This window comes from Amaricoccus macauensis (assembly GCF_049800915.1).
GTDB lineage: Bacteria > Pseudomonadota > Alphaproteobacteria > Rhodobacterales > Rhodobacteraceae > Amaricoccus > Amaricoccus macauensis_A.
Genome location: NZ_JBNAFY010000003.1, coordinates 480,019 through 493,004, shown reverse-complemented (window position 1 = coordinate 493,004; position 12,986 = coordinate 480,019). Strand labels below are relative to the sequence as shown.

The window sequence follows — 12,986 nt, the reverse complement described above, 5'->3', positions numbered from 1 at the left end:
ATTGCGAAATGCGAGATCAGCCCGCACGCTGCCAGAACCGCATCGCGACGCAGGCCTCGAGGAAGGTCTCGGCATCGGACGCGGATTTCAGCGCGATCATCCCTTCGTCGCGGTCGGTCACGCCGCCAGCGTTCAGGAGGGTTTCGGCCGCATCGCTGTAGGCGATGAACTTGCAGTGTCCGAAGGCATCGGCGACGAACTGCTTGCCGGGCAGCATGGAGGCCAACTTGCCCGCGCCCTCCTCGGAAACGATCACGGCAACGGCGTCGTAGAGCACCGAGGGGCCGCCATCGATCTTCTCGTTGCCCGGCATGTGGCTGCCATCCGAAAGCTTCACGCCACCGACCTGGGGTGCCACGATCTCGACCATGGCGCCCGCGCTTTCGGCGCCGGATTTCACCGCGTTGACTAGCTCCGCGTCGGCGCCGTCGGTGGCGAGGATACCGATCTTGCGGCCCGCGATGCTGTCAGGCCCGTTCTTCAGGATCGAGAGCTTGTCCGAAACCGGCAGGTCGATGGGCGTGCGGTAGGGCTCCGCCGCTTCGGGCATCTCCATGCCGAGGCCTTCCGCGACCTTTTGCGCGAGATCCTTGTCGATGTTGGGCAGATGCGACAACACGCGGGCGCGGATCTCCGGCACCTCCACCTTGGAAAGCTCGAAGGTGATCGCGTCGGCGATGTGGTCCTTTTCGACCTTGGTCTGGCTGAGGTAGAACTGCCGCGCCTGGCTGTAATGGTCCGCGAAGGTTTCCGCGCGGATGCGCCGTTTCGGGCCCTCATTGTGTTCGGCCACGGATTCGAAGCCCTGCTTCGGCCGGGGGCGCGGTCCACCCTTCGCCCAGGAATTCGGTTCGTAGGCGGCGCGACCCTTCGGGTTCTGCATCGCCATGTGGCCGTCCTGCTGGAAGTGGTGGAACGGACATTTCGGCGCGTTGATCGGGATCTGGGTGAAGTTCGGCCCGCCCAGGCGCTTGGTTTGGGTGTCGAGATAGGAGAAGTTGCGGCCTTGGAGCAGCGGATCGTTGGTGAAATCGATGCCCGGCACGATGTTCTGGGTGCAGAAGGCCACCTGTTCGGTCTCGGCGAAGAAATTGTCCACCACACGGTCGAGCACCAGGCGGCCGATCACCCGCACCGGCACCTGCTCTTCGGGGATGAGCTTGGTGGAGTCGAGCACGTCGAATTCGAACTGGTCGGCGAACTCGTGGTCGAAGACCTGCACGCCCAGTTCCCATTCCGGGTAGTCGCCCGCCTCGATCGCGTGCCAGAGATCCTTGCGGTGGAAGTCCGGGTCCGCGCCGTTTATCTTTACGGCCTCGTCCCAGACCACGGATTGAAGCCCCTGCTTGGGTTTCCAGTGGAACTTGACGTAGGTGCCCTTCCCCTCGGCGTTGACGAAGCGGAAAGTGTGGACGCCGAAGCCTTCCATGAAGCGGAACGAGCGCGGGATGGCGCGATCTGACATGGTCCACATGACCATGTGCATGGATTCCGGCATCAGCGAGATGAAGTCCCAGAACGTGTCATGGGCCGACTGCGCCTGGGGCCAGCCCCGGTCCGGTTCGGGTTTCACCGAGTGGATCAGGTCGGGGAACTTGATCGCGTCCTGGATGAAGAAGACGGGGATGTTGTTGCCGACGATGTCCCAGTTGCCGTCCTCGGTGTAGAGCTTCACCGCGAAGCCGCGCACGTCGCGGGCGAGGTCGAAGGAGCCCTTGTTCCCGGCGACGGTCGAGAAACGGACGAAGGCGGGAACCTTGGTGCCGGCCTTCTGGAAGAGGCTGGCGGAGGTGAGTTCCGGAATGGCGTCGGTCACTTCGAGATAGCCGTGGGCACCATACCCGCGGGCGTGGACCACCCGCTCGGGGATGCGCTCATGGTCGAAGTGGAAAATCTTCTCGCGGAAATGGAAATCCTCGAGCAGCGTCGGGCCACGGTCGCCCTGCTTGAGGCTGTTCTGGTCGTCGGCGACCGGGATGCCCTGCGCGGTGGTCAGGCGGGGCGCATCGCCGGCGGGCTCCTGGTGGAGTTCGCCGCCCTGGCCGCGGGTGGCGGGATGCTCGGTCACTTCGTCAGATTTCTGCACATCTGCAGTCGGCTGATAGATTGGCTGGTCGGTCATACTGGCTCCAGTCTTGTCGCAATTGCGGGAGCGGCTGGGCGTGTCTCCGTCAGTCCCGGCCTGCTCCGTCAACAAACCAACTCGTCGCGCCGGGTTGGGTTCCCGTCGAAATCCGGCGGGGTGGCTCTCGGGCCTCGCAGACAGCTCGCCGCCGAAGAGCCTCACGCCGCCGTGAGATAACTGGATTTGGCGGATCACCGAGCCAGCTGTGAGGGAGACGCGATACAGGTTCAAAGCCAGAACGGAGGATCCAGCCATGACCGATCAGAGCCCCGACCTTGCCAAGGGTGTGCCACTCGCGGACCTGACCGAGGGGCGGCCCTTTGGCGGCACCTTCGAGGAAAAATCCGTGATTCTGGTGAAGCAGGGCGCGCATGTCATGGCGCTGTCAGGCAACTGCACCCATGCCGGCGCGCCGCTCAAGAACGGGATCGTCGCCGAGGGCGAGATCCGTTGCCCCTGGCATCACGCGCGGTTCTCCGTCGAGACGGGCGAGGCGACCGCGGCACCGGGATTCGAGCCGCTCGGCTGCTATGTCACTGAAGTCAGCGACGGCATCGTGCGGGTCACGGGCAAGCGCGATCCTGCTCCGACACGGGCGCGTCAACTCAAGGAAGGGCCGGTGGTGATCGTCGGCGGTGGCGCCGGAGGTCACGCCTTGGCGGACGGGCTGGCACGGGCCGGGAGCGGGCGGGACGTGATCCTGCTAATGGCCGAAGATGAACCGCCCTACGACCGGACGCTGGTCTCGAAGCAGGTTCTGGCGGGGAAGATGGACGCGGGCGATGCGCGCCTGCCCGAGCCGGGGCTGGGTCGCGGGCCGGGCATCGATCTGCGCACCGGCACGCGGGTGGCCTCGATCGACCGGGCCGCGCGCACGGTCGTGACAGAAAGCGGAGATCGGATCGGCTACGGAACGCTGGTGCTTGCCACGGGTGCAGCGCCAAAACAATTGCCCATCGACGGGCTCGACCATCCCAACGCCTTTACCCTGCGCAGCCTGGAGGACACGCGGCACCTGATCGCGAAGGCGGAAAGCGCAAAGCGTGCGGTTATTCTGGGGTCAAGTTTCATCGGGCTGGAAGCGGCGGCCTCGCTTGTTGCGCGTGAGCTCGAGGTCACGGTGGTGGCGCAGGACGAGGTGCCGCTCGAGAAGGTGCTGGGAGCGGAAGCGGGCAAGTTCGTGCAAGGATTGCACGAGGACAAGGGCGTCACCTTCAAGCTTGGGCAGAGCATCAAGAGCTATGACGGGAGCCGGGTGGTGCTGGAAGACGACAGCACGCTCGAGGCTGATCTGCTCGTTGTCGGCACCGGGGTGGCGCCGCGCACGCAGCTTGCGGAAGCGGCGGGGCTCGAGATCGACGATGATCTGGGCGGTGTCCGGGTCGATGGCCAGCTTCGTACATCAGATCCCGCGATCCGAGCCATCGGCGACATTGCGGCCTATCCCGATCCGCGCCTGGGCAAGCGCATCCGGGTCGAGCATTGGGTTCACGCGGAACGGCAGGGACAGCACCTTGCCGCCCTGCTGCTCTCGGACACGGATGACGAGTTCTACGACACGCCATTCTTCTGGACCGGTCACTACGGCACGCAGATGCGCTATCTCGGCCATGCGGGATCGGAAGCGCAAGCCGTGCCGACCGAGACGGTGGACAAGGATGGTTTCGAGGTCCGCTTCATGGCGGGCGACGAGATGGAGGCGCTGCTGACCTGCAAGCGCGACGTCGATGCGCTCGAGACCGAGGCGAAATGGGACGGCGAAGGCGAGAAGGCTGCGGCGCATTAGATCAGAGCCAGCTTAGTCGGACTTGCCATCTGGGGCGGGCTCTGGTCGGTCGACCCTACTGGACTAAAAGGCAGGTTCAGACGCTTGTGTCTGAACCGTTCTATCGGCCGCACGAGGGCCGGGCGCGCCATGTCTCAGGCTGCATCCCGATTATTCGCGGGCTGGCCATGGTTCGACCACTGCCCTTGATCCGACCAGTCCGTGCTCTGCCATGCCGAGGCCATGATCTGACCGAAGGCGGCCCAGTCGGGTGCGCCTTCCTCGGCACCATCGAGCCATGCCTCGAGCGCCGGGTTTCCGGGCAGGAGCATGCGGGCCCAATCCCATCCGCCCGATGTGGCCTGCGGCTGATCGGGTGTGATCCCGGAATACGTGATCTCGCGCGTGCCTTCGACGAAGTGGTCCAGGCTCTGGGTCCAGCTTTTTCCGGGCCAGGCAAGGGTAAGCGCCCCATGCACCGGATCATAGTCCGCGGTGAAGAGCGTTCCGAACCCGTTCGCGTAGTCCTTCCGCAGGAGGGGAGTTCTCAGGAAGTGCCAGCGCAGATCCTCGGGGGCCGTGGCATTGCCCATGAGGTCTTCGAGATGTGCACGACGCTCCATCGTGCGGGTGAAGGCCGGGCGATCGGGCTTGTCCTCCCCGTGCTGGTGGTTGGTCGCGATCGGCAGGTCCATGCAACGGATGCCGCCACCGGGGATCATCTCGACAGACGCGGTTGCACCATGCCGGTCGGCCAGAACGAGGTTGTAGGCCATGTGCGAGGGAATACGGCGAAGCGCCTCCAGAGCTGCGGGCAGATCATCGCAAGTTTCCAGCACATATCGCAGAATGGTGGTGATGCCGAAGCCGCGCTCCACCCGTTTGCTGCCGCCATAGGCCAGCGCGATGGAGAGACCGGCCCCGTTGACGCCGTCCGAGAGGCCCCAGAGGAACTCGATCATGCCCATCACGGGGCGTCCGCACCATTCGCTGCGCAGGAGGAAACCCTCGTTGAGGTTCGGCGAGAGGTCGTAGTTGCGCACGAGGCGAACGCGGCCCGATCTCGAGCGCGCAGCGAGCGAACAGCCCCCCAGGTAGGCGGGCGGACACCATGTGGAGAGGAAGCGCGCGGCCCGGTCGCCGCCGCCCGCCAGCGCCACAAGGCGTCGGTAGGTCGGGACGAGTTCCGGCATATGCTCTGCCAGCGCGTATTCGCATTCCGCGCGGGACGGGCCGTTGTCGCCTCCACGCGACGTGAACCAGGCTTCGTAGGCCGGCCAGGACCAATCCCAGCGCGCCTTCCATTTCGGACCCGGCGTTATTTCGGCGATGGCGTCGAACGTCAGTGAGTTTTTCATTTCGTGTCTCCGGTTTCGGATGTGGTGTCGAGGAAGAAACGGGCCATGGCCTGCGAGGCATCGGGGCCCATTGGGTCGGTGTAGGAGCCTGCGGCGTTTCCACCCGACCAGGCGTGGCCTGCACCCTCGATGCGCCAGAGCTCGGCGCGGGGGTCTCCGGCCTCCCCGGTGATGCGCGTCCGGGTGTAGCTGCGGCCGCCGGGGGAGGTTTCGCGCGCAGGCAGGACGCGGCCGCCATCGCCGCCCGCTGTCGCGAAGATGGCTTCGGCGTTGGACAGATGGACGGTTGCATCGGCGGTGCCGTGGAAGATGATCGTGCGGGTCTTCATACGGCTCCGCGTTGCATTGATCGTATCACCCCGCATGGCGGCGAAGGCCGAAACCACGTCATGGGCCGCGCCATGGGGCAGGCCGGAATGGATGCCCACGGCGGCGAAGGTTTCCGGGTGTGTTTCCCCGAGAATGGCGGCCATCGCACCTCCTGCCGAGAGGCCGGCGCAGAATGTTCGGCCCGTGGCGATGCCGAATTCCGAGCCGAGCTTGCGGGCGAGCGCCGCGAGCAGCGCGGGCTCTCCCCGCTCCGGACCCTGATCCAACGGGCGAAACCAGTTCCAGCAACTCATCGGGTTGTGGGCCTGCGTCTGATGCGGGTAGGCGACGATGAAGCCGTGCCGTTCCGCTTGCGCGTTCATGCCCGTGCCGGAAGCGAAATCGTCTGCGTCCTGCGTGCAGCCATGCAGCATGACGACAAGCCCGGTCGGCGCCCCTTCAAGCGAGGCGGGGACATAGAGCCGGTAGTCCCGCGCCCCGTGGGCACAGGAAAAATGGCGGCTTTCGTAGCGCGCACCTTCCGGTATGGCCGGTGGAGTGCCCAGGCCCGGCTTGCGCATTCCAGGCATCTGCATGCCGGGCAGGATGCTTTCCTTGCCATGGCGAAGTGCGGAGAGGGTATCCTTGAGCGACCGGCGGTGCGCGGACTTGTGCCGCGATTTGCGCTCCGTCCTGCCGGGTGTGTCGTCGAGAATCTCTGCATCCTCAACGAAGCCCCAGGGAGCCTTGAAGCGGGGCGGTCCGGGGCGTGTGGTGGCGTCCGTGAGGTCGATTTCCTCGCCCGCCAGAGCCATCTGGATGATCCGGGTGGCGGCCATCGGATCGCCGGCACGCGTCGATTCGAGCGCCCGGCCCATGGCCGTCGCGAAACTTGTCTGCATAGCTGTCTTACCTCTGTTGGTGGGTGCCTGTCCGGCGGCCCCCCCTCAGAGGAGACGGCCGGTTAGCGGATGCGGTCCTTCAGGGCCGCCTTGACCTCGGCGGGTGCCTGGAGCGTGCCGAGAACGGTGATGGAGCCGATGGTGGCCCTTGCAAGTTCGGGCGTGACGTCCGGCGCGATGCGGGCGAGCCCGACGATGCGGATGTGCAACTCGTCTCCGGCGCGCTGGGCGGCTTCGAGTTCCTCCCGGGTGACATCGCGCATTCCCAGATCGAGCGTGTGGCGCTCCACCGACTTGGACAGCGCCCCGCCTTCGGCCGTGAGCTGGTTCCGGATCGCGGTCCGAATGAAATCGCTGCGATTGGCGTAGAAGCCCTCCTGCACGAGAAGGTCGATACGCCCGAGATCGACATGTCCGACATTGAGGGTCAGTTTCTCCGTATCCGAATGCGTGGGTCGGTGGATCTTCGGCATATTTTATATTCCACTTGGATGGTATATGGATGTCTCTTGGGTGGGTTCAAGGATCTTTTTCGCGTTTTGGCCGAGCATCGGCAAATCGCGTCCCTGCATCAAGGACGCTCTAGGGGCGGTGGTATGGCAAATCAGTCTTGCCCGCGCGCCCCAGGCATCAAGCAGGGGCGCGTGGTTGGGGCTAATTCCGGGAGGGAGATGGGGATAGTTCGCCTAGCCGGGCGGGCCGTTCACCGAGGGCCTCGTCCGGCGCTCTGTAATCCGTGTATGCATGAAATTTGGCGAGACCCGCTCGACCCTTGGAAGGTCGGGCGGGCACTCATTTCAGGGACGCGTCATTCCGCAGGCGCGGTTTCCCCGGCGGGGTGGCTCTGCCGCTGAAGCGATTTCGAGCGTTGCAGGTCCCACCAGGCGAATATGAAGTAGATGAGCGTGCACCAGATGGTGACGTCGTAGAACACCTCGCGGTTGACGTAATAGGCGTAGAGGTCCGGGCTGTTGAAGAGGACGCGCCAGGCCAGCACGGCTGGAACCAGGAGGCCCACGACGATCCAGACAGCGCGGATGATCTTCGTCAGCAGGGATGTGTCGGAGACGTGCTCGTGGCTTTCCGTCTGTGCCAGACTGGCGTGATACTGCGCGACGCGGCGCTCGAATTCGGCTTCGCGCTTCTCTGCCTCGGGATAGTCTCCGCCAGCGCCGGCCCGCTTCGCGAGGATCGTGTAGACGACAATGGAGAGCGCCCAGGTCGGGAGGAAGAGGTAGACGAAGGGCATGATGTTCATGAAGTTCAGCCCGAACCCGAATATCAGGGCGACCAGCCAGGTGATCAGCGCAGGCCTGTTGTCCTTGGCGCCTGTCAGACGGTGCCAGTTGGGCTTCAGCCCCATGCGTTGAAAGATGTGCTGCTCGGCGAAGACAACGCCGCCGATGGGCACGAGAACCAGCCCGGCATAGGCGAGGATCGGCAGGATGCTGCGGTAGATGAAGGGGAAACAGCTTCCGACCACCACGACAGCGCCCACCATGAGGGTGACCTTCTGGCGTGGAATCTTCGGGAAGACCGCCTGGGCGGCAAGGCCGGCGCGGTAGAGGTTCGGGTTGGCTGTCGTCCATCCCGCAATCACGACGATTACGAAACCGGTGGCCCCGAGCGCGTAGAAGGCGACGTCACCGGGCGAGACCACGGCGACGCTCAGCTTCATGATCGAAGCCGTGGCTGCGCCCATCAGTGCGGCGGAAATCCAGGCGATGTAGTGGCCGAACATCATGCCGGTCGCGGTGCAGAGGCCGTAGACCGACTTTCTCGCGTAGCGCAGGAGCGCCATGTCCACGAGGCCGAAATGGGCGAAGGTATTCGCGGCCCAGGCAAAGCCGATGACCTCGATCAGACCGATGCCGGGCTCTCCTTGGGAGTTAATGCCGGTGAACACGGTCGCGCCAGCGAGGTTCACGAAATCCCCGAAGCTGGAGAGCGTGGTGTAGCCGGTAAGCGTTTCGTTGAGCGCGGGGATCAGAACCATGCCGCCGGCGGTGAACATCACCATCAGCCAGGGGGTGCAGATGGTGGCGAACTCGGCAACCACGTTGAACCCGTAATAGGCCACGACCACGGCGATGATGCTTGCCGAGCCGGCAATGAGCACAAAGGCCATGCTGCTGGGCCATGGATAGATCTGCGGCGGAATGTCGAAGAGGACACGAACGGCCGTCGCGGAAACCGTGATCATTGCGGCGGAAATTGCCACGAAGATCAGCACGTTGGCGCCGTTGTATAGCCGCGGGAGAAGATCCCCCATGTGGTGGTCGAGGTAGGAATACAGACTGCGCCGCGTTTTTATCGCGATCGGCGCGGTGATGATCCAGAAGCTCAGGACGGCCAGCGTGTTGCCGATCAGCAGCCCGATCAGGATGTCGTGGATCGTCGCACCCATGGCCACGAATGCGGCGCCGATGACGAATTCGGTCGCGGCTACATGTTCGGACCCGTAGAGGCCGAGAAAGTGCCTTGCCCCATGTGTTCGGTGTTCAGGGACCGGCAGTTGTTCGTCGTCCATTTCGGAGACGGGTTTCTGATAGGCATCCGCCAAATGTGTCACTTCAATCTCCCCCACAATTGCTTGTGCCGTGGAAACGGGCCGCGGCAGGCCCGTCGGGCGCTATTCCTCGCCGATGAACCTGGCGCGCTCGATCACCTTTTCGGTGACCCATTGGGCGTTTTCCAGGGCCTGGCCGGTCGAAATGTCGCCGGACAACGCCTTTGCGATCTGCGAGCCGACCGCGGTCGCCATGCCCGGGAACTCTGGAATCGCGACATACTGGATACCGGTATAGGGCACTTCATCGACCGTGGGATTCTCCGGATCGGCGGCCTGAATCGAAGCGAGAACCATTTCGGCGAAGGGTGCGGCTTCCAGATAGTCGGGGTTCTTGTAAAGTGACGCGCGCGTGCCTGGCGGGGCATTGGCCCAGCCTTCTTCTTCGGCCACGAGCCTCGCGTAGTCGGGCGAGGTTGCCCAGGCCACGAAGCGTTTTGCCGCGTCCTGGTGTTCCGAGCCCGACGATATGCCGAGCGCCCAAGCCCATAGCCAGTTGGCTCGCTTGCCCAAGCCTCGGTCGGGAGCAAGCGCGAAGTCCACGCTATCAGCCACTTCCGATATTTCGGGATCGGTGATCGAGGAGGCGGCGACGGTTGCGTCGATCCAGATCGCGCATTCCCCCTGTTGGAACATTTCCAGCGTCTCGACATATCCCTTTGAGGCTGCATCGGGTGGGCCGAACTCGTTGATCAGGGAGACGTAATCGGCCACCGTGCTCGCCCAGGTCTCGCTGGTGAACTGGGGATCCCAGCTCTGATCGAACCAGCGCGCGCCATAGGAGTTGGCCATTGCCGTGACGAAGGCCATGTTCTCGCCCCAGCCCGGCTTGCCGCGCAGGCAGATTCCGTGGACGTCGTCGGTTTCGGCGGTGATCGTGGCAGCGGCGGTGCGGATGAAGTCCCAGGTCGGTGCCTCGGGCATCTCGAGCCCGACTGCCTCGAACAGGTCCGTGCGATACATCGTGAAGGCCGACTCGCCGTAAAAGGGTGCTGCGAAGAGGATGCCCTCGTAGCTCAGGCTTTCGCGGATCGGCGGCAGGATGTCCTCGACATCGTAGTCTGCGGGCATGGTGTTGATCGCGGACAACCAGCCCCGTTCGGCCCAGATCGGTACCTCGTAGGTTCCGATCGACACGATGTCGAAACGCCCGGCCCCTGTTGCAATATCTGTGGTAACCCTTTGGCGCAGGGTATTTTCGTCGAGTGTGACCCAGTCCAATGAAATTTCGGGATTTTCGGACGTGAAGGCTTCCGAGAGCCTCTGCATCCGCTCCATGTCCGGATTGGCTACCGTCGCTATGGTCAAGGTCGTCTGTCCGAAAGCGGCCGACGCACAGGCCATATAAAAGACGGCGGCCGAGAGTATCGGCTGCTGCATTCTTTCTTCCCCCTACCGCGGCCTTTTCGCCTGCGGTGGATCATTTGGCGCCTTTGAAAGAGCCGTGTCAACGCCCGCTCCTGAATAATCGGTAAAGATGCAAGCCGGTGCCGTGCGGCAGGTCTTTGTCGCGCATGGAGAACGGTGTTCTCTGCCGCACTGCTGTTCCCGCGACGGCATTCGGCTACCTGATGATCGATCCTATGCTGAGAGGTCCGAAGTGAAGATGCGCGCCAAGGGGGATCTCCCCACGAAGATTTGCGAACGTTGCGGTCGGCCATTTGCCTGGCGCAAGAAGTGGAAGCGGGATTGGGACAAGGTCAGGTATTGTTCCGAGCGCTGCCGGCGGGCGGGCCGAACCGGATCCGCTAACTTACCCGATGGCTCCCACCAATAACGCTATTGATTTCACATCGTGAAATAAGTGGCGATATTTGGAAAAACGATTGAAAGAATCGAGATGTTGCCCAAACTCGGCGGCAACGGGGAGGACAGAACGTGGTCCGACAAACAGACAAAAATATAATCGGAGCGAGCGAAGCAGTGGCTTATCTCGGAGACGTGCAGGCTGGGGATCGCACCACATTCGGACGCACGATACAATCGGTGGAGCGGGCACTCATTCTGCTCGAACTTGTTGCGAGCGAGCCGGAAGGACTGACCCTCGCCGAGATGGCGGACCGCAGCGGGCTCAACACATCGACATGCCACCACCTGGTCTCGACGCTCGCCAACCGCGGTTACGTGACCCGCCTGGACCGCCGGCGCGGCTACATGCTGGGCTCCAAGGTTCGCGAGCTGCATGAACTGTCGGAGCGCGAGCTGGATGTCGCGACGCTGATCCGGGATGATCTCGAGGCCCTTGGAAAGCGGCTGGGGCTGGCCGCGCAATACGCCGTTCTGAGCCAGTGCTCGCTGGTGACGCAACTGAGCTTTCCCGATCCGACGGGGCGGGTGGAGGAGCCCGACGAGGTCGACAAGATGACCGCGCTGCATGCGACCGCGACGGGCAAGTCCATCCTTGCTTGGATCCCCGATACCGAGCTGGTGCGGGTGATCTCGGCCAACGGGCTCACGCGCTACACGCCGCGCACGATCACGACGCTTTCCGGCCTGATCGAGGAGCTGCGACTGGTGCGGCGGAAGAAATACGCAGTCGACGACGAGGAATTCCGCAAGGGCGTGTTCTGTGTCGGATCGACGTTGCGAGAAGTAGGGGGCGCCGTGGTAGGGGCCATCTCGGTAACCCTTCCGGCAGAAGACGTGACCGAGAAGACGAGAAAGCACCTGATCAACTCGATGATCAAGGCGGCAAACGACTTTTCAATAAAGCTTCGAAGCGCGCGACGCTAGAGGGCTGAAAAGAATACAAAACCTGTAGAGGAGGAAACCAGATGGCGATGCCTGACACGGTAGCCGTGAGCCCGGACTACCCGATTCCGGAAAAGATGAAGGCCTGGGTGCTGGGCGATCCGGGGGAGCTGACGCTCAGCGAGAAGCCGGTGCCGGTGCCGAAGAAGGCCGAAGTTCTGGTGCGGATCGATGCGGTCGCGATCTGCGCGACCGACCTCGAGATCATCCATCACGGTCCGCCCGCAATGATCGAAGGGGGCGACCCGTTCAACAAGAACTTCACGCCGGGCCATGAATACATGGGCACTGTCGTGGCGCTTGGACCGGGCGTCGATGAATACGAGATCGGTGAGCGCGTGACGGTCGAGATCCATGCAGGCTGCGGCCAGTGCAAGCGTTGCCGCCAGGGGATGTACACGTCCTGCCATAATTACGGCAAGAACTACGGCGACGTGGACAAGGGCCATCGCGCCAACGGTTTCACCACCGACGGCGGTTTCGCGGAATACGCGATCAACAACATCAACACGCTGGTCCACGTGCATGACACCATGTCGGACGAGGAAGCGACGCTGGTCGTGACCGCTGGCACCGCGATGTATGGCCTGACCGAGCTTGGCGGGCTTGTCGCCGGCGAGAGCGTCGTTGTCACCGGGCCGGGGCCGATCGGGCTTCTGGGCGCGGCCGTCGCCAAGGCGCTCGGCGCACAGCCCGTGATCCTCACCGGCACCCGGGACAATCGCCTTGAAATCGGCAAGCAGCTCGGCGCGGATCACGTGATCAACGTGCGCCGGGAGGATGCGGTCGAGAAGGTGCGCGAGCTGACCGGCGGCAAGGGCGTCGACTACGTGGTGGAATGCGCGGGTGCCCCGAACGGGCTCAACGAGGCAGCCCAGATGGTCAATCGTGGCGGCAAGATCTGTCTCGCGGCATTCCCGGGGTCCAGCCCCGAGGTCGATGTGGCCTATCTCGTGCGCAACAACATCTACCTCTATGGCATTCGCGGCGAGGGCAAGGCGGCCACCCATCGGGCCGAGGCGTTCATGCGTCAGAAGCGGTTCGACGCGACGCTCATCCACACCCACACCTTCGAGATGTCGGACCTCAAGGAGGCGCTGCGCTATGCGAAGGACCGGGTCGAGGACGCGATCAAGGTGGTGGTGAAGAACCCCCACGCACAGAGCCAGAAGGTGGCGGCCGAATAGGCCCCACCCATTCAGACCGC

At 63.7% G+C, this 12,986-nt stretch carries 10 protein-coding genes; 4 read left to right on the top strand and 6 right to left on the bottom strand.

Annotated features, from left to right (window positions below):
* Window positions 1–16: 16 nt before the first annotated feature.
* Entirely contained in the window at window positions 17–2,122 is a 2,106-nt protein-coding gene (locus ACP15W_RS10100) for a catalase (RefSeq protein WP_424932751.1), read from the bottom strand.
* Window positions 2,123–2,378: 256 nt separating this feature from the next.
* On the opposite strand from ACP15W_RS10100, the gene ACP15W_RS10095 reads away from it, so the two are divergent.
* Entirely contained in the window at window positions 2,379–3,911 is a 1,533-nt protein-coding gene (locus tag ACP15W_RS10095; RefSeq protein WP_424932750.1) for an FAD-dependent oxidoreductase, read from the top strand.
* 134 nt (window positions 3,912–4,045) lie between these two features.
* On the opposite strand, the gene ACP15W_RS10090 is transcribed toward ACP15W_RS10095, so the two are convergent.
* From ACP15W_RS10090 to ACP15W_RS10070, 5 genes are all read right to left on the bottom strand, one after another.
* Window positions 4,046–5,248 carry a C45 family autoproteolytic acyltransferase/hydolase gene (locus ACP15W_RS10090; protein WP_424932749.1) on the bottom strand — a complete coding sequence of 401 codons (1,203 nt, stop codon included), beginning with the start codon at window positions 5,246–5,248 and terminating at the stop codon, window positions 4,046–4,048.
* On the bottom strand, window positions 5,245–6,459 hold the full coding sequence (locus ACP15W_RS10085; protein ID WP_424932748.1) for an alpha/beta hydrolase family esterase: 1,215 nt from the start codon (window positions 6,457–6,459) through the stop codon (window positions 5,245–5,247). Before ACP15W_RS10085 ends, ACP15W_RS10090 begins: the two co-directional genes overlap by 4 nt.
* Window positions 6,460–6,521: 62 nt before the next feature.
* Window positions 6,522–6,932, bottom strand: a complete 411-nt coding sequence (locus ACP15W_RS10080) for a CopG family transcriptional regulator (protein WP_424932747.1) — start codon at window positions 6,930–6,932, stop codon at window positions 6,522–6,524.
* Between the two features lie 335 nt (window positions 6,933–7,267).
* Window positions 7,268–9,031, bottom strand: coding sequence for a purine-cytosine permease family protein (locus tag ACP15W_RS10075; protein ID WP_424932746.1), 1,764 nt, complete (start codon window positions 9,029–9,031; stop codon window positions 7,268–7,270).
* Window positions 9,032–9,091: 60 nt separating this feature from the next.
* A complete protein-coding gene (locus ACP15W_RS10070) occupies window positions 9,092–10,408 on the bottom strand; it encodes an ABC transporter substrate-binding protein (protein ID WP_424932745.1) in 1,317 nt (438 codons plus the stop codon).
* 97 nt (window positions 10,409–10,505) lie between these two features.
* On the opposite strand from ACP15W_RS10070, the gene ACP15W_RS10065 reads away from it, so the two are divergent.
* The 3 genes from ACP15W_RS10065 (at window position 10,506) to ACP15W_RS10055 (ending at window position 12,966) form a co-directional block, all read left to right on the top strand.
* Window positions 10,506–10,805 (top strand): DUF2256 domain-containing protein, encoded by a 300-nt coding sequence (locus ACP15W_RS10065; protein WP_424932744.1) that lies wholly within the window; start codon window positions 10,506–10,508, stop codon window positions 10,803–10,805.
* A 146-nt stretch (window positions 10,806–10,951) separates the two neighbouring features.
* Window positions 10,952–11,761 carry an IclR family transcriptional regulator gene (locus ACP15W_RS10060; protein ID WP_424932743.1) on the top strand — a complete coding sequence of 270 codons (810 nt, stop codon included), beginning with the start codon at window positions 10,952–10,954 and terminating at the stop codon, window positions 11,759–11,761.
* A 41-nt stretch (window positions 11,762–11,802) separates the two neighbouring features.
* Complete coding sequence (locus ACP15W_RS10055) at window positions 11,803–12,966, top strand: zinc-dependent alcohol dehydrogenase (protein WP_424932742.1); 1,164 nt, start codon at window positions 11,803–11,805, stop codon at window positions 12,964–12,966.
* Window positions 12,967–12,986 lie beyond the last annotated feature (20 nt).